This is a genomic window from Haloimpatiens myeolchijeotgali (assembly GCF_042688525.2).
Classification (GTDB): domain Bacteria; phylum Bacillota; class Clostridia; order Clostridiales; family Clostridiaceae; genus Haloimpatiens.
The window spans coordinates 463,118-486,325 of sequence record NZ_JBHWAB010000001.1; the positions used below are offsets into that span (position 1 = coordinate 463,118).

Consider the following 23,208-nt stretch of genomic DNA (forward strand, 5'->3'; position numbering starts at 1 on the left):
AATATATGCTATAATAGTATTTATAAATACCAGAAAATTCAAATAAATGTAATTTGGTAAATATATAAGAATAAAGGAAAAAATAATTATAAGCATGGGGATGTGATATTGATGAAAAATTTAAAATCCTTAATTGTAAATCTTCCAGAAGATGTGGAAAGATATATGGTATATGGAGATTTTAACAGGGCTAATGAACTTATTGATATATACATGAAAAGAAACATATCTAAGTTATTAAAACAGAGATTGGAATATGAAAAATATAGAATAGGCATACTTAAAAATGAATATGTATATTCTTTTGAGGAAGCTTTAGATAGAGCATCAAAGAAAATAAAAGATTTTTCTGAACAAGAATTAGAAAAATTAAAAGATGATAGAATTGTAGATTGGATTTATATAGATGGTAAAGTAATGTTTAATAAAAGATTTTTAGAAACAATCATAGCTGTATGCGATGACATATCCTGTAGATTAATAGAAGAACCAAAAAAGAATAAGAAAAAAAATGAAGTTTTAGATAAAGTAATAAATGAAATAATTGAAAAGAGAGAAAAAAGATATTTTATACATGTTAAAACAGGAATAAAACTTAATAAAGAGGCTTGTAGAAAAGGTGAAAAAATAAGAGTACATTTACCTATACCAAAACCTTCAATGCAAATAGAAAATATTAAAATATTAAAAACAAATCCAGAATGTAAGTTTATATCAGGTGAGGATTGTGAGCAGAGAACTATATATTTTGAGAAAGAAATTGAAGGAGAAGATGAGTTTACAGTAGAATATTGTTTTGAAAACTTTATTAAATATAATAGTCTAGATTATACAAGAGTTAGTAAGATTCAGCCAGATTTTTATACAAATGAACTTCCACCTCATATTGTATTTACACCTTTTTTAGTAGATTTAGCTAAAGAAATAGTAGGAAACGAAAAGAATCCATTGCTAAAAGCAAGAAAGATATATAATTATATAACTCAGAATGTACAATATTCTTATATGAGGCAGTATGCTGGCATAGTCAATATTCCTGAGTATGCAGCTTACAATTTAAAAGGAGATTGTGGTGTTCAAGCACTTTTGTTTATAACTTTGTGTAGAATAGTTGGTATTCCTGCAAGGTGGCAGTCAGGACTTTATGTAAATCCTTATTTTGTAGGATGTCATGATTGGGCACAATTTTATATTCAGCCTTATGGTTGGCTTTTTGCAGATTTATCTTTTGGTGGTAGTGCTTATAGAAAAGAAAATATAAAAAGGTGGAATTTTTATTTTGGAAATGTGGATACCTTTAGAATGGTTGCTAATTCAGATTTTCAGGGTGAGTTTGTTCCAGAAAAGAAATTCTTTAGAATAGATCCATATGATAATCAATGTGGAGAAGCGGAGTATTTAGATAAAGGACTTTCTTCAGAAGATTTTAAACGTATAATGGAAATAATAGATATACATGAAAAGTAATATATAATATAAGGTACAACAAAAGTTGAAATTACAATAATAGTAATTTCAACTTTTATTTTTTTGTAGAAAATTATATAGTGATTAATTTAATTAATAGATTAAAAATAATGTATTACAAATTTACATTATTATGTTAACTTATTTACATATACAAAATATTGATATAAAATATAATATGTAACATAAAAGCAAATTTTGTAATAAAAAGTATACATATGACAAAAATAATCATTAAAATATAATAACAAAGTTATTATATTTTATTACTAAAAAGGAGATGACAATTATGGAGAAGGCTTTCAAAATTAAAGATAAGATTTTCAAAAATAGTATTAAAAACAAAATTAGTTTTACATTTTTATCTTTAGTTTTAATAATGTTAATATTAGTAAATGGAATAATTTATTTTACTGTGTATACTCAAATTAAAAAGGATCATTTAAAATCTATAGAAAATCAAATAAGCCAAATTGATGAAAGTATGAACAATTACATTTCTATGGTTGAAGAAAATTTTAATGAAGTAAAAACAAATCCATTAATATCAAGTACAAAACCTGAAATAACTACATACATTGATAAAAAGGGCGAAAATGGAATAATACCAATGAAGCCTCTTGAAAAAGGTGGATATGAAGCAGAAGTATATAATTATTATAAAGATTTTATAAAAGTACATCCATCAATTAAAGATGCTAGTTTAACTATTACTGAAAATGGAGGATATGTATTATACCCTGCAAAACCAAGAAAAAATGGATATGATCCAAGAACTAGAACGTGGTATAAAAGTGCAGAAAGTGATACGGGAGCAATAAATTATACAGATGCATATGTATCATCTACTGGAAATGTATCAATAGTTTTAACATCTCAAATAAAAGATTCTAATAATAAAACTAAAGGGGTTGTAGCTTTAGGTTTAAATCTAGATAAAATTTTAAATATGATTAAAAAAATGAAAATAGGGGATAAGGGATATGTAATAATAACAGATAAAAAAGGCAATATCCTTGCAGATCCTAAGCACCCTGAGCTTGTTACAAAAAATATTAAAGAACTTAAGGTGGATAAATTATCAGATATAAATGCTGTTTCAAAAGATCCCTTTGAAGACAATATTTTTGGAGAGGATTATTTAATAAAATTACAAAAATCAACAAATGAAAAATTAAATTGGAATTATGTTATATGTATTCCTAAGAGTCAAATGTTAAAAAGTTCAAACAGTATAGGTTTTATAACGTTGATGCTTATATTTATTTTCGGTGTTCTAAGTATATTTATATCAAGAAGATTAGCAAACAAAATTGCAAAACCTATTAGTGAAATTTCAGAATATGTTGAGATGATTGGAAAAGGTGATTTTTCAATAGATATACCGAAAAAATATTTAGAGATAAAAGATGAAACAGGAAGTGTTGCAAGAGCAATTAATAATATGCAGCAGTCTATAAATAATATGCTTGGTAATGTTAAAAATAATTCTCAAAATTTACAACAACATTCAAGTAAGCTATTTCAATCAACAGAACAAATGGCATTATCTTCAAAAGAAGTTGCTAATGCTATTGAAGAAGTTGCTAAAGGAACAGAACATCAGTCACATGAGTTTACTGAAATTACATCTATAGTTAATAGATTTACTGAAGAGTTAGGTGATATTGTACAAGGAATAAACAATATACAAAATAATTCAAAGAATATTAATGATGTAGCAAAGGAAAATAATAAGAATATGGAATTATTAATTAAATCAGTAGAAAAAATAAGTGATTCATTTAAAGATTTTGTTTCTAAAATTGAGGAATTAGGAATAAATATTAAACAAGTAAATGAAATAACAGATTTGATTAATAGTATTGCAGAACAAACAAACTTGTTAGCTCTAAATGCAGCTATAGAAGCAGCAAGAGCAGGAGAAGCAGGAAAAGGATTTTCAGTAGTTGCAGAAGAGATTAGAAAACTTGCAGAACAAACTCAAAGTTCATCTAAAAACATAAATGAATTAATTAATGGTATTTCTAATAATACAAACGATATTGTTAAAAATACGGATACAATGAATGGTGAATTAAATAATCAAGTAGATGTTATAAACAACACAATAGATTCTTTTAAAAATATTATAAATGGTATTGAAAAAATTACACCTAAAATAGAAAGTGTTGATAACTCTGCGAAAGTTTTAGATGGACAAAAGAATAATATATTATCTAAAATAGAAAGTGTTTCAGCTATTTCAGAAGAAGTTTCAGCTTCAGCACAGCAAATATCAGCTTCATCTGAAGAAATGACTACATCTACAGAAGGCATAAAGGAATCAACTAAAGTATTAAGTGATATGTCAGATGAAATGATGAGAGATGTAAATAAATTTAAATTAGAAGAATAATATAGAAGCAGTATAATATATTTAATAAGAAACATCACTATAGATAAATGTAGTGGTGTTTTCTTATTTATAAATTAATTGTTAACAGTATTGACCTTGTAAAAATCTTCAAATATAATGGGATAAGAGTTTAAAAATTTTTTTAGTTTGGGAGGTAACAAAAGAGCTTATGGATGGAGAGAAGCAGGACGGGATAAAACGTGCTATAAAAAATGGATTTTTACATATTTTTAGTGCTAATTTTATAAATAAAGTAGTACAGTTTGGTATATTGTTTGTTATAGTTAGAATAATTGATAAGAAAACTTATGGAAGTTTTTCTTATGCACAAAATATATTGAATATGTTTTTACTTCTTCAGGGTATAGGAGCAGTTCCAGCAATTTTGCAGTATTGTAGTTCAGCCAAAGATGAAAAAGAGCAGCTTTCTTATTTTAAGTACGGTATAAAAATTGGATTAATGGCTAATTTCGTAATATCTATTGCTGTTTTAGTTTTTACTATGTTCTTTGATTTGCCTGTAAAAGGAAGTACAGAGATATTAATGGCTTTTTTTATATTCCCTATTTTTTCTATAGTATATGATGAAATACAAATATTTTTAAGAGCTACAATAAAAAATAAAGAATTTTCAATATTAACTACTACTAACAGTATATTATATCTTTTGGGAACTGTATCATTAGGAATATTATTTAAAGTAAAAGGTATAGTTATAGCAAGATATCTAGCATATCTATTTACAATAATTATGGGAATATATATGATAAAAAAATATTTATTTAAATTAAAAGATATAGAGTATCCAAAAGCTAGTAAGAGAAAAGAATTTTTGAAATTCTCAATTACATCTTCGGCTACTAATGCTATATCACAAATATTAATGTTAATAGATACTTTTTTAGTAGGTTTGATAATTAAAGATGAAATGGTAGTAGCTGCATATAAAACAGCAACATTAATACCAATTAATCTTACATTTATTCCTGCTTCTATAGTAATATTTGTATATCCATATTTTGCGAAAAATCAAGATAATAAAAAGTGGATAAGAGAAAAATATAATAAAATGCAAAAATATTTATTTATATTTAATAGTATAATAAGTTTAATATTGATAGTATTTGCTCCTTTAATAATAAAAATAGTATTTGGAAGTGAGTATTTAGATGCAGTAACACCGTTTAGAATTCTTTCTTTTGGATACTTAATAGCAGGTACTTTTAGAATTCCAGGAGGAAATATTTTGTTTAGTATAAAAAAAGTTAAGGTTAATTTTTATAATGCTATTGTTTCTGGAATTGCAAACATAATTTTAGATATTGTATTAATATTAAAATATGGTTCTAATGGTGCAGCTATAGCTACTGTTCTAATTTTTGCTTTATCATCTTTGATTTCCAATGCATACTTATATAAATATCTAAAAGAGTAAAAATACGTAATGTAAAGAATAAAATATAAATAAAAGAGTGGTGCTTTAGTTTTGTAAAGCATCACTCTTTTATTTGTTACTTAGAGGATCTACAGTTTTGTAAACTTGTTATAGACATAAAGTCTTTTTTGTTTTCATTTATTTTCTTTTCATTTCCTACAACACAAAAATGATTTTCTTTTAAAATAGCATCTATAATAGGAGCAAACTTTCTTATATCTTCAACTGTAGTTGATAAAATTTCATTTCTTTCTTTTTGAAGATCAGATTGTTTGATTCCACTGAGATAAAGCCCATCAGCTATTAAACCATCAGCAGCAGGTCCCATAATACTACTAAGCATATTATTAGAAGTATCAAGTTTTCCTATTGTTCCAATTACATAATTAGTCATTTGTTTTTCGTCTGCATTAAAATTTTTAAGATACTCAGGTATTTTATTAAAAGTGTTTAAAGTTTCTTTTAAATTTGGATCTCTATAAGATGAAAATACTAAAGTAGAATTACTTAAAGCCACATTAGCTCCGTAAGCTCCTCCTTTAACTCTTATGTTGTTCCATAAATATCCACTTTGAAGTATATTTTGAAGTACTAATAATTTTCCATTTGGTATATAACCTATTTTTAATAGATCTCCACCTTTTACCACGTATTGAACTTTAGAAGGAATTATTATACCTTCATTTTGTTTAGAATTATTAAAACTATATTTATATTTTGGAAGCTTTTCATTTCTTAAGTTATTTGAAAATTTATCAAAGCTTTGTGCAAAATATTTATAATTTTCTTCTTCACCAGTATAACTTACTATTAAATCTTGCTTATTAAATATAAGATTTCTAACATCTTCTAGATTTTTTACTATTTCATTACTTTTAGTGTTGAAGTTTTTATCTAAATCACACAAAAATGAGTAAAGATTTTCATTTACAAAATTATTATACCTTCCATATTTTGATGTGTATGACAAGAGTTTTTGGATTGCCATACCAGCTCCATTTGACATTAATTGGTTTTCTTTAGTTTGTTTCATTGTGTGTATTATTTGTTTTAAACGAGTTTTATCTTTTAAATTACTGTTATACATTATTTCTTCTAAAAGATTAAAATTCTTAGGTAATTTGCTATTTAATGATGTGATGTTTGCCATCATTTTAGGATAATAAACATCATTGTTTTTAGATTTAGGATAACAATTAGGAGCAAATGTAATTCCACCTGAATTTGATAAAATTTCTTGTGAAAGTTTTGCTTTAGTATAATTTTTGGTATCTACTTGGCTTAAAACGTTACTTAATAAATACATATATCCTAATTTGTCTTGAGGAACTTTAGATGTATCAAAATATAATGATACATGACCTATTCCATTTGTAAAAATAGGATGATATAATACTTTAACACCATTTTCTTTTTTTTCTATTGTAGTATATTTTTTTGCGTTTTTATTTATGTCTGTTCGTGTAAGAGTAGGTAGTGTATTTGTTAATTTTTTTGAATCAGGAGTTTGCTGCCACATTCTTATATCTTTTGTATTTTTAATAATATCATTTATTTGTTGATTTGAAAGTGAAGCTTTATATTTAGCTAGTTTAGCTTTTAAATTGTTCTCTTTAGTTTTTTGAAGTCCAGGAACAGGTTTTAAAATTACTAATGAAGAATGTGTATTGTTTATTAAATATTTTTGAATTAAAGTTTGTAAAGTTCCATCTTTAATTTTATTTTTAATGTTGCATATATCTGAATTTATATTTAAATATAAAGTTGGATCTCCGCCATGTAACCAACTTTGCATAATCATGCTATTATACATAAGAGGAAAGTTACCTTTTACAGAACGTTTTGAAAGTTCGTAGATATTTATTACAGAATTTACAAAATTTTCATCAAAACCGTTTTTTACAATATTTTGTAGAGTATCGTTGACAACTTTTTCAAATTTATCTTTTTGACTTTCATTTACATTTTTTGCAATTATACTAAATATTGGTTGATCATAAGATATATCAAAACTTATTTGTACATTTTCACCAAAACCATTTTCTCTTAAAGCTTTTGAAAGAGGAGCAGAAGAATTACCTGTAAGTAAATCTTTAAGTACACTAAAATTCAATACTGTATCTTTATTTGTAATTTTATCAACTACATAATTTAAACTTAAATAAGTTTTGTTTTTAGTTGAAGTTTTTTCAGAGATTGAGTATTCAGCTACTTTTGTTTTTCTTTTAGTAAATGGTTTTTGAAGTTTTATAGAAGTATCAACTTTCTTTTTGTCAAAACTATTTAAATAATTTTCTCCTATAAATTTTAAAGTCTTTTCAATATTTAAATTTCCATATAAATAAAAATAACTGTTTGAAGGAGTATAGTACTCATTGTATGTTTTTACAAATTCTTCATAAGTTAAATTTGGAATAGCTTCTGGAAGTCCGCCAGATTCAAATTTATATGAGTTATCGGGAAAAAGAGATTGAGCAATAGCTCTGTTTAAGATCCATTGTGGATCTGAATAGTTTCCTTTCATTTCATTATAAACTATTCCATTATATTTTAATTCTCCATTAGGTGAATTTAATTCATATCTCCATCCTTCTTGTTCAAAAATTCTTTTGTTTTTTACCATATTAGGATAAAAAATAGCATCTAGATATACACTCATTAAATTGTTGAAATCTTTATCATTCTTACTTGATACTGGGTACATAGTAGAATCGTGTGCAGTCATAGCATTTAAAAAAGTATTTAGTGATTGTTTACTCATTTGTATAAAAGGATCTTTTACAGGATATTTTTTTGAGCCACATAATACAGAATGTTCGATAATATGATTTGATCCTTTATCGTTTTTAGCTGGTGTTTTAAAATTTACGCAAAACATTTTGTCTTCACTATTGTTTTGTACAAATACTAAATGAGCACCACTTTTTTTATGTTTATAAATACATACATTGCATTTTAAATCTTTTATCCATTTCTTAGATTCTAGTACAAAACCACCTAGAGAGTTATTTTTTTCATTAGAATAAGTGATTTGTGTTTTTGTATTAATAGGTTTAGTATAACCTTCAGCAAATACAGTTTGAGAAGTTATTAAGGTAGCCAAAGTAAAAACTATTAAAGGCCTTAATTTTTTATTCATTTTATGACATCTCCTTTTGAATGTTAAAATATGAAATAATTAAATATATATTAACATATAGTAATTTTATATTCAATTATAACAAATTATATATTTAATTGAATAAATATTAATAATAAGAAAATAAAGTAAAAAAATATTTGAAAAAGAAAATATATAATGTATAATTAAATTACAATATTTAACAATAATATTTAATTGTGGTTTGAAGAATACTACATTAATATATATAGTTATATATATTGAAATATCAAAAGATACCAATATATAATCTGCATTCTATTTTTATAATATGTCTTTTTATATATAACATACTATTTTTATTTATTTTATTAAATATAAAACTGCTGAAATATACAAATCAAAGTTTAAACTGTCACTTTTAACAACAAAGTAATATATTGGATAAAAAACTTTCATTGAAGGGAAGAATATACATTGAAAAATGATATAAAAATATTAATAAAAAAAATAGTTAAAGATGATGTTTTAGCATTAGGAGCACAGTTAGCTTATGGATTTATGTTATCATTTTTTCCTTTTCTAATTTTTTTACTTACTATAGTTGGATATAGTTCAATTAGAAGTGAGGATGTATTGGCTAGTTTTAGAATTGTATTACCGGATAATACATTTCAGTTTATAAAGCAAACTGTTATAGAAGTTGTTGATTCTAGAAAAGGAGATCTATTATCATTTAGTTTAATAGGTACAATTTGGGCAGCTTCAGCTGGATTTAGAGCAGTTATTAGAGGGCTTAATAGAGCATATGATGAAAAAGAAACTAGACCTTATTGGAAAGTATTTTCTATATCAATATTAAGTATTTTCGGTTTAACCTTTATTATACTTAGTGCATTCTTACTTTTAGTATTTGGAGATATATTAGGTACACAATTAACAAAATGGTTTGGACTCACTTATGGATTTGAATATTTTTGGAATGTTGAAAGATATGTTGTAATGATAATATTCATGATTTTAACTTTTGCAGCACTTTATTATTTTATTCCAAGCAGAAAATTAGGATGGAAAGAGGTAATGCCAGGGGCAACTTTTACTACATTGGGATGGCTAATAGTATCATTATTATTTTCTTACTATGTAAATAATTTTAGTAACTATTCAAAAATTTATGGAAGCATAGGTACAGTAATAGTTTTAATTTTATGGTTATACCTAACATCTATAATAATATTAATAGGTGGAGAATTAAATGCGGTATTATCTTTAGAAAAGTATTTAAAAGGAAAAGGGTAAAAAGGATAAGCGATACATATAAAATTTTTAATTTAATATGTATCGCTTAAATGTATTTAATAAGTTGCTAACTCAACTTTCACAGTAAAAAATACTGTCTAGCGAAGGGAAATGATATATTGCGTAAGAAACGTTTGAACAAAGTTTACAAGTTCTTAGCTTTACGAATTTGAAAAAAGTTATTTTTTAATTACTGATTCCTACGGAATATTAATTAAAAAATCTTTTTTCAATATGAGTAAAGCTTAGAACTTGTTACTGAAGTGAAATGTTTCAGAGCAATATATCATTTCCCGTAGCGACTATTTTTCACCTGCGAAAGTTGAATTATTAAATAATTATTTGTTTGTATAAAGTTCTATAATTTTTAAAACAACATCAACAGCTTTTTGCATTGTATAAGTTGGAATGTATTCAAATTTTCCGTGGAAGTTATGTCCACCAGTAAATATATTTGGAGTAGGAAGTCCTTTGAATGAAAGTTGAGCACCATCAGTACCTCCTCTTATAGGAATTACTTTTGGTGTAACGCCTACATCTTCCATAGCTTTAAATGCAGTGTCTATAATATGCATTTGAGGTTCAATCTTTTCTTTCATATTATGATATTGATCAGATACAGTTATTTCAACTGCATTTTTACCATATTTTTTATTTAATTCTTCACTAATTTTTACAATATTAGCTTTTCTTTGTTCAAATATTTCTGTATTATGATCTCTTATTATAAAAGAAAGTTTTGTTTCTTCTACATCACCATTAAAAGATATTAAATGATAAAAACCTTCATAGTTTTCAGTGTGACAAGGAGATTCAACACAAGGAAGCATAGAAACAAATTCAGTTCCAATAAGTGCTGAATTTATCATTTTATTTTTTGCAGAACCAGGATGAACGTTTCTACCATTTATTACAACTTTTGCAGATGCAGCATTGAAATTTTCATATTGAAGTTCTCCTATATCTCCACCATCAAGAGTATAAGCAAAATCAGCGTTGAATTTTTTTACATCAAAATGGTCAGGTCCTCTTCCAATTTCTTCATCAGGAGTAAATGCAACTTTTATAGTTCCATGTTTAATTTCAGGATGATTTATTAGATATTCTACTGAAGTCATAATTTCAGCAATACCAGCTTTATCATCTGCACCAAGCAAAGTAGTACCATCAGTAGTAATAAGAGTTTTTCCAATATAATTTTTTAATTCAGGAAATTCTGAAGGGCAAAGAATTATGTTTTTTTCTTTATTAAGAATTATGTCTTTACCATCATAGTTTTCTACAAATTGAGGATTAACATTTTCACCAGATATTTCAGGAGAAGTATCCATGTGAGAGATAAATCCTATTGTAGGGATATGTTTATCTACATTAGATGGTAAAGAAGCCATTACGTAACCATGTTCATCTAATGAAACATCACTCATTCCCATTTCAGTTAGTTCTTTTGCAAGTTCTCTTGCAAGTACTAATTGCTTTGAAGTGCTAGGAACCGTAGTTGATTCCTCGTCAGATTTTGTGTCATATTTTATGTATTTTAAAAATTTTTCAACAACATTAGTCATTATGCCATCTCCTTATACAAAAATTCTAAAATTTCAAACATTGTTTTTCTAATGATTATTATACTATGATTTAACAAATACTTCAATTTAAAATTTTTTGTTCAAAATATTACTATATATGATAGAATTACAACAAAAATCATTTTTAGTAAGAGTAATGGCAAATTAAGTTTTGATTTGTGAATAATCTATTAATATAGTTTGAATTTACAAATAGAAAGTGTATAATTATAGAATTATAGCTGAGAATTTTATATAATATTTATGATTATAAAAATTAATGTTTGATTAATGCGAAATTAGTAAATATTTTTGTATAGGTAAGGAGAGAGAAAATGGATTTACTAAAAGTTTTATTTTGGTCTGCAGTTCCAATAGTAGAACAAAGAGGAGCAATTCCTGCAGGTATAATTATATATAATTTGGATCCTATTACAGTGTTTATCATTAGTTTAATTGGAAGTTTACTGCCTGTTCCTTTTATATTATTGTTATTTAATAAAATATTTAGTTGGATGAAAAGATATAAGATATTTGCAGGAATTAATAGATTTATTGAAAATAAGATAAATAAAAATTCTACTAAAATGGAAAAATACAAAGAAATAGGATTAATAGCATTTATAGCTATACCACTTCCAACTACTGGAATATGGACAGGGAGTGCAGTAGCAGCATTTTTAAATTTAGATACTAAAAAATCACTTCTTTGTGCAGCAATAGGAGGAATTATATCAGCTATAGTTATTACTATACTTTCATTGACTATTCCTTCATTATTGGGATATTAAAATTACATATTTTGTTGGTTGAAAAAAGATGAAGAGCATATATTGCATAAAGGCATTTGAATGAACTTGTTTTTATAGCAATATATGCTTTTTATTTATATTTAGCTCAACTTTCGCAGGTAAAAAATAGCCGCTACGGGAAATGATATCTTGCTTAGAAACCTTTCACTTCAGTAACAAGTTCTAAGCTTTACTCATATTGAAAAAAAGATTTTTTAATTAATATTCCGTAGGAATCAGTAATTAAAAAATAACTTTTTTCAAATTCGTAAAGCTAAGAACTTGTAAACTTTGTTCAAATGTTTCTTACGCAAGATATCATTTCCCTTCGCTAAGCAGTATTTTTTTACTGCGAAAGTTGAATTAATAATTAAAAATGAATAATGAATGAAGGTTGATTTTTGCTTTAGCAAAAATCTTTAATTATATATTAGTTATTTTGCCTTAAGGCAAAATTTCCTTTATTATTAACTATTAATTATTTTTAAAGTGAAAGGTTTCAGACCAATATATCATTTTCAAAAAATTTGTTAAAGTGGTATAATGTAACTTGAAAAAATCTATTTTAAGAAAAATTTAGAAAATTTAATAAAATAGGGGGATGAAAAATGGATACAACAAGGTTTGAAAAATTTAGGGAAAAAGTACAAGATAATGTGGGTAAAGTTATAGTAGGAAAAGAAGATCAAATAGATAAAATAATTGTAGCATTCATTTGTAATGGACATGTATTGTTAGAAGATGTTCCTGGGGTGGGAAAAACAAAACTTGCAAATACATTGTCCAAAACCATGAATTGTACTTTTAAAAGAATACAATTTACTCCTGATTTATTACCATCTGATTTAACAGGAATATATTATTATAATCAGAAATCACAAGAGTTTCAATTTAAATCAGGCCCAATTTTAAGTCAATTTGTTTTAGCAGATGAAATAAATAGGGCTACACCAAGAACTCAATCTGCACTTTTAGAATGTATGGAAGAGAGGCAGGTTACAGTAGAAGGAAATACTATTTCCTTAGATACACCTTTTTTTGTAATAGCAACACAAAATCCTGTAGAACAATTTGGTACTTTTCCACTTCCTGAAGCACAATTAGATAGATTTTTTATGAAGCTTTCACTTGGATATCCAGAATATTTTCAAGAAAAAAAGATGATGGATAGATTTATGAGTAATGATCCTTTTAAGGAAATAACTAGTGTTGTAAATTTGGATGAAATAAAGTATGTTCAACAGAACTATAATAAAGTACATATTAGTAATGAAATAAAAGATTATATTTTAAATATAGTGTCAGCTACTAGAAAAAATAATGATATTGAACTTGGATGTTCACCAAGAGCAACTTTGAATTTAATGAGAGCATGTCAAGCATACTCAGTTATCAATGGTAGAGATTATGTTATTCCAGAAGATGTAAAAGAAATGGCTGTACCAGTACTAAATCATAGGTTAGTGCTTAAGAACGAGGCAAATATTGTTAAAAATAAATCAGAAGGAATTATACAAGATATTTTAAATTCAATTAAATCACCTTTAGAAGAAATTTAGAGGTGATAAAATGATAAACTATATAATCTTTTTATCAATAGTAATATTAATTGTTATAATTGCTAATATCACTAAGGGAAAGGGATTCAAGAATTTAAAGGTTATAAGAGAATTAGAGAGTGATGGAGTAGTAGAAGGAGAAGACTTTAAGATATCTATTATTGTAGAGAATAGAAAAAAATTTCCTATATCTTTTATGCTTATAAAGGAAGTTCTTCCTGAAGATCTTATAGAAGGGAGAAATCTTAATGTAACCAAATATATGGTGCAAGGTTATGAAAGAGTAAAAAAAACATATCTACTGAGTACAGAGAAAAGAGGAACATATCTTCTTAGAAATATGGATATTACCATAGGAGATATATTTGGTTTCTTTACTTCTAGTGAGCAAATGGAAGATTATAAAGAACTTGTAGTTTACCCTAAAATAAAAAAAATGAAGGATTTAAAATTTGAAAATAGAGGATTGCAGGGAGATTCTATTGTGAAAAGATGGATACATAAAGATCCGTTGTATATAAAGGGAATAAGGCAATATAGTATTGAAGATAGAATGAAAGACATACATTGGAAATCTAGTTTGAAAATGAATAAGTTAATGGTTAAAGAATATGATTATACATCTAACAGACAATTTGTAATAATAATGAATGTTCAGTGTGGCGAGTTTTATGGAAATAATATAAATGTTAAAGCTGTAGATGAAGGTATAAAGGTTATGGTTTCATTGACAAATGAAGTTATTAATGAAGGGGTAAATGTAGGTCTATGGACGAATGCTAATATGATAAGTTATTATAAAAATACAATTAATGAAATGAAATCTTCTACTTCTATGAAGAATGTATTAGAATTTTGTGCAAGAATGGATTATTATGCAAGAAAAAGTTTTGATGAATATTTAAAAAGCAGAATAAAGTATTTTAATAAAAATAATATTTATGTAATAGTAACACCTTTTTTAAACGATAATTCAGTTAATCTTATATTAAAATTGAGAAATCGAGGTTTTAATATAAAAATCATTGATGTTTCTCCAAATCTAGATGTACCTCATATCAGAGGAGTAGAGAAAATGTCGTATAGAGGTGAAATGAATTCATGAGTTGGTATAGGCAAGTAAAAAGTTTATTTACAATAAGTTTGATAATATTTTCTTATATAATATGGAGTGTACTCAGTTATATAGTATTTTCTAATAAAGTTAATTTTAATATTATGATAAGTTTTTTATGTACTACTATACTTATGCAATATTTAAATTTTAAAACAGAAAATAAGTTGATATCTATAATAATTCCATCAGCTTTAGCTATACCTATATTATTTTTTAGTTATAGAGGCAATGGATTGATTTTAAATTTAATTTTTAATATTATAGTACTTATTTTTTTATATAAAATAGAAGAAGATTTGGTAGATTATCTTATGGCAAAAGAGATGGTTAAAAAATGTATTTTAATATTAATAGTTATTGGTGCCATAGGATTAATAAGTGGATTTAATCTTACTAAGAGTTCTTTTAGATTTTATCTTATGTATATCATTGCAGCTTTGATTTTTTTAAGAGAGATTAGAAAATACAGTTATAATATAATGAATAAGAAATCAATAATAGTAAACATATTAATATCGGTAGGTATATTTTTGTTATCTAGTGATGGTATATTTAATATTTTTATAAAATTAATTAGTAATGTAAAGCATGGTTTTGATTTCCTTGTTGAAAAGTTAATATGGGGTATGGTATATGTTTTAGAAAAACCTATGATGTTTTTTATTGAAAAACTTAAATCACTAAGGAGTCCAATTGTGGGTAAAATATTAAAAGCATCTAAAACAAAAGCTAAAACAAAAACAAAAACTATAATTCATAATAATCAATCTACAAGTATACCAGAATGGATGTTTATTTTAATAAAAATTTTATTTGCTATATTTATAGTTTGGGTAGTATTTAAAATAATAAGAAATATCTCATCACTAATGAGTAAAAATAATGAAAATGCATTAGTAATATCAGAAGAAAAAGAAAAAATAGAAAGTAAAAAGGGAAAAAAGAAATTTACAAAAAAAATTGTCAATATGTTTAGAAATCAAACCGCTAAAGAGAAAATATTAAATATATATCGACAATTTCAAATTAGAACTAAAGAAAAGGATATATTTAGATATTATATGACAGCTTCTCAATTAAAAAATGCAACTAAAGTTAATATAAATACAAAGGAGGATGTTAATAAAGACTTAGAGAGTCTTACTAATATATATAATGAAACAAAATTTTCTGTGCACGAAATAAATAGTTCTAAAGAAAAAATTGCTAGATATAACGTAAAAACAATAATAAGTATGTTAAGGAATAATAATAAATATAAAAAAACAAAATAACATAAAAAGGAAATTTTAACAAATATTCTGAAAATTAATGTGAAGTTTTTGTCAAAATGCAAATTTAATTTTAAAATATGTCAGTTTAAAGGGATAAATTTTTTGTTTTATCTATTAAGAATTGACATATTTTTTTAAAAAACAGTGGTATTATTTAAATAAAGAAGTTATGGGGGGAAGGTTGATGTTAGTAGTAGAAAATATGAGTAGAAAGTTGCAAGAAGATAAGGTGACCCGTAATTATTTTTACAGAGTAGTTAAAGATGATATTGTACTTACTTTAAAAGGGAATAGCAAGAAAGTTCAAGTATATGGTATAGAAATTGAAAGACAGGATATGGTAGATGACAATGTAGTTAAAATAGAGAGAGATTGTGTAAAAGTAATAAGTACACATAGAAATAAAGTACATAGTCTCATGAAAAAGTTATATAATGGTGTTGTATCTCCTATTCATTTAGTAGATATTTTAGGTGAAGATATAGATGAATGTGTAAATGATTTTGAATATGTGCTTACTGAAATATGTTAATGAAGGAATACAATTCCTTCATTTTAATATTTGGTTTATTATGTAGTATAATTTATAATAATTATACATAATTATAGGGCCTATTATTGTTAATTTTAACATAAATTATAATTATATATAATATCTGTGCATAGAAAGGGGGGAGAGTATTGATATGGGGTGTAGGAATAGATATTGTTGAGATTAAGAGAATAGGATCAGCAGTTAATAAAAGCAAGAACTTTTTAGAGAAAATATTAAATGAACAAGAGATACAATACTTAGCCAAAAGAAACTTAAGATGTGAGTATATAGCTGGAAGATTTGCTGCAAAAGAGGCTGTAGCTAAAGCATTAGGAACAGGTTTTAGAGGATTTAATTTCAAAGATATAATAATAGAGAATACTAACTTAGGTAAGCCTGTTGTAATTTTAAAAAATAAAGCTAAAGATATTGCTAGTAAAAAAGGAAAATATAATATTCATTTAAGTATTTCTCACAGCAATGATAATGCTATAGCATATGCTGTTTGGGAGGTGTATGATTATGAGAATAGGAACAGCTCAAATGAGTAGAAGAATAGATAAAATATGTATTGAAACACTAAAAATACCAAGCTTAGTTCTTATGGAAAATGCAGCATTGAGAGTAGTAAATAATATAGATTTTGAAAAATTTAATTCTTTTGTAGTTGTATGTGGAAAAGGTAATAATGGTGGAGATGGGCTAGCAATTGCAAGACATCTATTCATATTACAAAAAAATGTGGAAATTTTTTTAATCGGTAGTGAAAAAGGACTAAGCACAGATTCTAAAGTTAATTATGATATACTTGTAGAAATGGGAGTCAAAATTAATATTGTAAGTAATATGAATGATTTATATAAATTTAGGAATTACATAAATGCAAGTGATGTAGTAATTGATTGTATTTTTGGCACAGGACTTACTAGAAAAGTAGAAGGTATATATGAACATGTTATATCAATAATCAATGAAAATAGTACATATACAATTTCAGTTGATATTCCTTCAGGATTAAATTCAGATAGTGGAAATGTACAAGGAATTTCTGTTATAGCCCAAAAAACCGTATCTTTTCAATTATATAAAAAAGGATTTTTACATTATAGTTCTAATAAAATAGCTGGTAAAATAATAGTAGAAAATATTGGAGTTCCTAAAAAAGTTATAGAAGAAGTATGTGATAGGGATTTTGTAATTGAAAAGGGAATGATTAAAAAATCTATAAAATCAAGGCAAAAATATTCTCATAAAGGAAATTTTGGTAGAGTTTTAATAATAGCAGGTTCCACTGGCTTTAGCGGAGCAGCGTATATAAGTACTCAGACAGCAGTTAGAAGTGGGGCAGGTTTAATTACTTTAGCATGTCCTAAAGAAATACAAAATATATTAAGTTGTAAACTTACTGAAGCTATGACCATTAATTTGGAAGATGAAGAAAAATTAAATGAAATGATACAAAACAGTAATGTTATAGCGTTAGGACCTGGTATGGGTAATAATAATAAGACATATGACATACTTAATAATGTTATAGAAAAAGCAGAATGTCCAATAGTAATTGATGCAGATGCAATAAATGTTTTACAACAAAATATTCATATTTTAAAGGAATCAAAAAACAAGATTATTGTTACTCCGCATCCAGGTGAGATGTCTAGATTAACAGGAATTTCTATAAAGGATATAAACAAAAATAGGTTGGATGTTGCTAAAAATTTTGCACTTGAAAATAATGTTATTGTTTTATTAAAAGGTTATAATACGATTATTACAGATGGAAAAACAACTTTAATAAATTCTACAGGTACAAGTGCTATGGCAAACGGTGGAATGGGAGATTGTTTAACTGGTATGATTACAGCTTTAATTGCTCAAGGATATGATTCCTTAGAAGCTGCATATATTTCAGCATATGTACATGGCTATTGTGGAGACAAGTTGTCTACAGATATGTTTTGTGTCAATGCTTCACATATTTTAGAACAAATACCGTTTGTTTTGAAAGAAATTAAAAATAGTTAAGATGAAATTAGAATATTGATGACTTCAAAACAATAATAATTAATTATGAAGATATGTTTTGGAGGATTAATATGAAAAATACTAAAAAGGTGTTAATTTTAATTTTAATAATAGTTTTATGTGTGATAAGTATATTATATTTTAAAGGAAAAGGTAAAAAAACAAATGACATGAATGATGTAACAAATATATTAAAAGAAATTAAAAGTTATACTAGCGATGTAGATATTGAAATAGTAAATGATAAACAAACTTTAAAATATAAAATAAAACAAACTTATAGTAAAAATGAAATATATAAAATCAGGTTGGAAAATAATAGAGTGCTTTCTTATGAAAAAGGTAATATATATGTAGATGATATAGAAAATAATCGTAAGTATGTTATAAACGAAAATTTAGATAGTGTTTTCAAATTAACATTCATTGAAAAGTATATTAAATTACTATATACTAATGAAAATATAAAATACAATTATAAGGATGTAAATGGTAAAAAATATGTTGCTGTAACATTAGATTTACCAGGCATGAATAAAAATTTAAGCAAAGGAGTTTTATATATAGAAAATAAAACTCAGTATCCTAGTAAACTTATAATTTATGATGAAAACAATAAAGAAAGAATCAGAATAACTTATAAAAATTTAAAAGTCAATATACTTAAGTAGGATAGAGGTGGGATTAATGTTTAGGCATTTAAGGCCGGTTTGGGCAGAAATTAATCTAGATAATTTAGCAAGTAATATGAGAGAAATAAGAAGAGTTTGTGAAAGTAGAGATATAATTGCAGTAGTTAAGGCAGATGCATATGGACATGGAGCCTTAGATGTTGCACCAGTATTTTTAGAAAATGGTGCTAATAGATTAGCAGTTGCAGTAATTAGTGAGGCAGTAGAACTTAGAAGAGGTGGAATTGAATGTCCAATAATGATATTAGGATTTACTCCACCTAACTTAATCGATAATATATTAAGATATGATATAGAACAAACAGTATATTCATATGATTTTGTTTATGAATTATCACAAATGGCTAAGAAAAAGAATAAAATAGCTAAAATTCATATAGCTTTAGATACTGGTATGGGGAGAATCGGTTTTTTGCCAAATGAAAAAAGTATAGAAGAGGTATATAAAATTAGTAAATTGCCAAATATAATAATTGAAGGGTTATTTTCACACTTTTCTTGTGCTGATGAAGAAGACAAAACCTATACACATAAACAAATTGAAAGATATAATTGGTTTTATGATAAATTAATAGAAAAAAATATAAAAGTAAATACAAGACATATAGGTAATAGTGCGGCAATAATTGATTTTCCTGAGGTGCATTTTGAAGCAGTCAGACCTGGTATAATCCAGTATGGGTACTATCCATCAGATGAAGTAAATAAAAACAAAATAAAGTTGAAACCAGCCATGTCATTAAAAACTAATGTGGTACATATAAAGAAGGTACCTAAGGGAGAATATATAGGATATGGTAGAAAATTTAAAACCAAAAATGATAGTGTTATAGCTACTTTACCCGTTGGCTATGCAGATGGTTATACAAGACTTTTGTTTAATAAGGGTAAAGTTATAATAAATGGTAAGTTTGCTCCTGTGGTAGGACGTATATGTATGGATCAATGTATGATTGATATTACTAACATTAAAGATGTAAAAGTGGGTACTGATGTTATATTGATAGGTCAAGCTGAAGATATAAAATTTGATGCTGAAGATGCAGCTGCATTATTAGATACAATAAGTTACGAAGTGGTTTGTATGATTAGTAAAAGGGTACCTAGAGTTTACATAAAAGATGATAGAGTTGTAAAAATAAGAAATTATGTATAAACATATATTAGTTTCTTTAAAATACTTGTAGAAAAATGGGGTAGATGGGCGCAAAATCTTTGACATATTGACAGATAGAGTTATAATTGTAGTAGAAATACATAATCCAATGGAATATATAGGAGGTATTAAGTTTTATATGTCAGGCTCAAAGAGATTAGTTGTTAACCTCTCAGAAAAACTATTTAATGAATTTAATGAAGCATTAAAAAAAGATTCCAAAAAAGAAGTGAATTTATTAGGGAAGCTATAATATTATATATTGAGGAGAAAAAAAAGTTAAGCTGTGAAGAGATGAGAAAAGGATATTTAGAAATGGCTCAGCTTAACTTAGAATTATCTGAATATGGTTTTGATGCAGACATGGAAGATTTAAAAGAATATGAAGCCATGCTTTCGGAGAGTGATTTGCCTGATGACACTAGTAGTAAAAAGAGGAGATATATTCTATGCTGATTTGAGTCCTGTTGTGGGCTCTGAACAAGGAGGAGTAAGACCTGTCATCATTATACAAAATGATGTGGGTAATAAATACAGTCCTACAGTAATAATTGCAGCAATTACCTCACAAATCAATAAAGCAAAACTTCCTACTCATGTAGAGATATCATCTGAGGAATATGGATTAAATAGGGATTCTGTAGTTTTACTAGAACAAATTAGGACATTAGATAAAAGAAGACTTAAAGAAAAAATAGGACACATGACAGATGAAGATATGAAAAAAGTTGATGACTCACTTTTGATAAGTATAGGACTAAAATAGATAGATGTTATAAAATAAGAGCTTCATGTAAGCTCTTATTTTTTATGATTTTTAGTATATTTTACTTAGCATAAAGTAAAATAAAAATATGGAACTTTGGAGAAATAATAAAATCAAGTATTTTCCATATCACACTAAAATAAAAAATTATAACAAAATTTCATAAAAAAAATTTTTATTTTGTACATTATATTGATATAATAAGAATGAATAAAATTAGGAGGGATCATTATGGAAGTTAATACAAAAGAACTTCAAAATATAGCAAAGACCATAAGAAAAGACATAGTAACTATGTTAACTGAATCTGCTTCAGGTCATCCAGGCGGATCATTATCAGCAGTAGAAATAGTAACAAGTTTATATTTCAATGAAATGAATATAGATTGTAAAAATCCTCATGATCCAAATAGAGATAGATTTGTATTATCTAAAGGTCATGCAGTACCAGTACTTTACAGTGCTTTAGCTAGAAAAGGCTTTTTTGATGCTAGTGAATTAAAAACTTTAAGAAAAATGGGATCTAAACTTCAAGGACATCCAAATATGAATTATGTACCAGGAATTGATATGTCAACTGGTTCATTAGGTCAAGGAATTTCCTCAGCTGTTGGAATGGCTATGGCAGGAAAACTTGATAAAAAAGATTATAGAGTATATACATTACTTGGTGATGGAGAATTAGCAGAAGGTGAAGTTTGGGAAGCATCTATGTGTGCTAGTCATTATAAATTAGATAATTTAACTGCTTTTGTAGACAATAACGGTTTACAGATAGATGGAAAATGTGAAGATGTTATGAATTCAAACCCAATAGATGATAAATTTAAAGCTTTTGGTTGGCATGTTATAAAAATAGATGGACATGATTTTACACAAATCATAAATGCAATAGAAGAAGCAAAGAATACTAAAGATAAACCTACAGTTGTTATTTGTAAAACTGTAAAAGGTAAAGGTGTTTCATTTATGGAAAATGAAGCAGGATGGCATGGTTCAGCACCTAATATGGAACAATGTGAACAGGCATTAAAAGAAATTGGGGGTGAAAACTAATGACTAAAAAAATAGCTACAAGAGAAGCATATGGAAAAACACTTGCTAAATTAGCAGATGAAAATAAAAATGTAGTTGTTCTTGATGCAGATTTATCAAAATCTACTAAAACAGCAGAATTTAAGAAAGTATGTCCAGAAAGATTTATAAATATGGGAATAGCAGAAAGTAATATGATGGCAGTTGCTGCAGGATTATCATCATGTGGTAAGATACCATTTGCGAGTACTTTTGCAATATTTGCTGCTGGAAGAGCTTTTGAACAAATAAGAAATTCTATTTGTTATCCAAAGTTAAATGTTAAAGTATGTGCAACACATTCAGGTATAACTGTAGGTGAAGATGGAGCATCACATCAAGCTATTGAGGATATTTCACTTATGAGAAGTATTCCTAATATGACAGTTATTTCACCAAGTGATGCAGTAGAAACAGAAGCAGCTATAAGAGCTATTGTTGAATATAATGGACCATGTTATGTAAGATTAGGAAGATCAGCTGTTTCAGTTATTAATGATAATCCTGATTACAAATTTGAATTAGGAAAGGCAGTTAAACTTAGAGAAGGAAAAGATGCTACTATAGTAGCAACTGGAATAATGGTTGAGGCTGCATTAGAAGCTTATAATTTACTTGCAGAAGAAGGTATAAAAGCTGAAGTTATAAATATACATACAATAAAACCTATAGATTCTGAGTCAATAACAGAATCAGCTAGAAAAACAGGTGTTGTAATAACAGTAGAAGAACACAATATAATAGGTGGACTTGGTTCAGCTGTATGTGAAGTAGTAAGTGAAAATCATCCAGTACCTGTTTTAAGAGTAGGAATCAAAGATACATTTGGGGAAAGCGGAAAGCCAGCTCAATTACTAGAAAAATATGGACTTACAGCTAAAGATATTGTTAAAGCTGTTAAAAAAGGTCTTCAATTAAAATAAAATATGTTTAGCAAAAAGAAGGAGATATAGTC

Annotated in this window: 18 protein-coding genes and 1 pseudogene; 17 read left to right on the forward strand and 2 right to left on the reverse strand. The window is 26.1% G+C overall.

What is annotated here, in order from left to right; translation table 11 throughout:
* Positions 1-111 precede the first annotated feature (111 nt).
* From ACFIJ5_RS02415 to ACFIJ5_RS02425, 3 genes are all read left to right on the forward strand, one after another.
* A complete protein-coding gene (locus tag ACFIJ5_RS02415; RefSeq protein ID WP_379803345.1) occupies positions 112-1,467 on the forward strand; it encodes a transglutaminase-like domain-containing protein in 1,356 nt (451 codons plus the stop codon).
* A 289-nt stretch (positions 1,468-1,756) separates the two neighbouring features.
* Positions 1,757-3,865, forward strand: coding sequence for a methyl-accepting chemotaxis protein (locus ACFIJ5_RS02420; RefSeq protein WP_379803347.1), 2,109 nt, complete (start codon positions 1,757-1,759; stop codon positions 3,863-3,865).
* 169 nt (positions 3,866-4,034) lie between these two features.
* Positions 4,035-5,300, forward strand: a complete 1,266-nt coding sequence (locus ACFIJ5_RS02425; RefSeq protein ID WP_379803349.1) for a flippase — start codon at positions 4,035-4,037, stop codon at positions 5,298-5,300.
* A gap of 76 nt (positions 5,301-5,376) precedes the next feature.
* On the opposite strand, the gene ACFIJ5_RS02430 is transcribed toward ACFIJ5_RS02425, so the two are convergent.
* Positions 5,377-8,439 (reverse strand): insulinase family protein, encoded by a 3,063-nt coding sequence (locus ACFIJ5_RS02430; RefSeq protein ID WP_379803352.1) that lies wholly within the window; start codon positions 8,437-8,439, stop codon positions 5,377-5,379.
* A 438-nt stretch (positions 8,440-8,877) separates the two neighbouring features.
* Between ACFIJ5_RS02430 and ACFIJ5_RS02435 the strand changes: the two genes are divergently transcribed.
* On the forward strand, positions 8,878-9,699 hold the full coding sequence (locus ACFIJ5_RS02435) for a YihY/virulence factor BrkB family protein (RefSeq protein WP_379803354.1): 822 nt from the start codon (positions 8,878-8,880) through the stop codon (positions 9,697-9,699).
* A gap of 338 nt (positions 9,700-10,037) precedes the next feature.
* Here the strand turns inward: ACFIJ5_RS02435 and pepT are convergent, their stop codons facing one another.
* A complete protein-coding gene (pepT, locus tag ACFIJ5_RS02440) occupies positions 10,038-11,264 on the reverse strand; it encodes a peptidase T (protein WP_379803356.1) in 1,227 nt (408 codons plus the stop codon).
* Between the two features lie 335 nt (positions 11,265-11,599).
* Between pepT and ACFIJ5_RS02445 the strand changes: the two genes are divergently transcribed.
* The 13 genes and pseudogenes from ACFIJ5_RS02445 to ACFIJ5_RS02505 all read left to right on the forward strand — a co-directional run bounded on the left by ACFIJ5_RS02445 (position 11,600) and on the right by ACFIJ5_RS02505 (position 23,176).
* On the forward strand, positions 11,600-12,055 hold the full coding sequence (locus tag ACFIJ5_RS02445; protein WP_379803358.1) for a COG2426 family protein: 456 nt from the start codon (positions 11,600-11,602) through the stop codon (positions 12,053-12,055).
* Between the two features lie 608 nt (positions 12,056-12,663).
* Complete coding sequence (locus tag ACFIJ5_RS02450; RefSeq protein WP_379803360.1) at positions 12,664-13,614, forward strand: AAA family ATPase; 951 nt, start codon at positions 12,664-12,666, stop codon at positions 13,612-13,614.
* Positions 13,615-13,624: 10 nt separating this feature from the next.
* A complete protein-coding gene (locus ACFIJ5_RS02455; protein WP_379803362.1) occupies positions 13,625-14,719 on the forward strand; it encodes a DUF58 domain-containing protein in 1,095 nt (364 codons plus the stop codon).
* Positions 14,716-16,005 (forward strand): hypothetical protein, encoded by a 1,290-nt coding sequence (locus ACFIJ5_RS02460; RefSeq protein ID WP_379803365.1) that lies wholly within the window; start codon positions 14,716-14,718, stop codon positions 16,003-16,005. The genes ACFIJ5_RS02455 and ACFIJ5_RS02460 overlap by 4 nt, the downstream gene beginning before the upstream one ends.
* 184 nt (positions 16,006-16,189) lie before the next feature.
* Positions 16,190-16,537, forward strand: a complete 348-nt coding sequence (locus ACFIJ5_RS02465; protein WP_379803368.1) for a DUF6514 family protein — start codon at positions 16,190-16,192, stop codon at positions 16,535-16,537.
* Between the two features lie 149 nt (positions 16,538-16,686).
* On the forward strand, positions 16,687-17,091 hold the full coding sequence (gene acpS, locus ACFIJ5_RS02470) for a holo-ACP synthase (protein ID WP_379803370.1): 405 nt from the start codon (positions 16,687-16,689) through the stop codon (positions 17,089-17,091).
* A complete protein-coding gene (locus ACFIJ5_RS02475) occupies positions 17,063-18,565 on the forward strand; it encodes an NAD(P)H-hydrate dehydratase (protein ID WP_379803373.1) in 1,503 nt (500 codons plus the stop codon). The genes acpS and ACFIJ5_RS02475 overlap by 29 nt, the downstream gene beginning before the upstream one ends.
* Before the next feature lie 71 nt (positions 18,566-18,636).
* Positions 18,637-19,236 carry a germination lipoprotein GerS-related protein gene (locus ACFIJ5_RS02480; protein WP_379803376.1) on the forward strand — a complete coding sequence of 200 codons (600 nt, stop codon included), beginning with the start codon at positions 18,637-18,639 and terminating at the stop codon, positions 19,234-19,236.
* 16 nt (positions 19,237-19,252) lie between these two features.
* Entirely contained in the window at positions 19,253-20,413 is a 1,161-nt protein-coding gene (gene alr / locus ACFIJ5_RS02485; protein ID WP_379803378.1) for an alanine racemase, read from the forward strand.
* Between the two features lie 139 nt (positions 20,414-20,552).
* Positions 20,553-20,869: pseudogene (locus ACFIJ5_RS02490) on the forward strand (CopG family ribbon-helix-helix protein).
* Positions 20,829-21,179 carry a type II toxin-antitoxin system PemK/MazF family toxin gene (locus tag ACFIJ5_RS02495; RefSeq protein WP_379803380.1) on the forward strand — a complete coding sequence of 117 codons (351 nt, stop codon included), beginning with the start codon at positions 20,829-20,831 and terminating at the stop codon, positions 21,177-21,179. The pseudogene ACFIJ5_RS02490 and the gene ACFIJ5_RS02495 overlap by 41 nt, the downstream one beginning before the upstream one ends.
* 231 nt (positions 21,180-21,410) lie before the next feature.
* Positions 21,411-22,235 (forward strand): transketolase, encoded by an 825-nt coding sequence (locus ACFIJ5_RS02500; RefSeq protein WP_379803382.1) that lies wholly within the window; start codon positions 21,411-21,413, stop codon positions 22,233-22,235.
* Positions 22,235-23,176 carry a transketolase family protein gene (locus ACFIJ5_RS02505; protein WP_379803385.1) on the forward strand — a complete coding sequence of 314 codons (942 nt, stop codon included), beginning with the start codon at positions 22,235-22,237 and terminating at the stop codon, positions 23,174-23,176. Before ACFIJ5_RS02500 ends, ACFIJ5_RS02505 begins: the two co-directional genes overlap by 1 nt.
* Positions 23,177-23,208 lie beyond the last annotated feature (32 nt).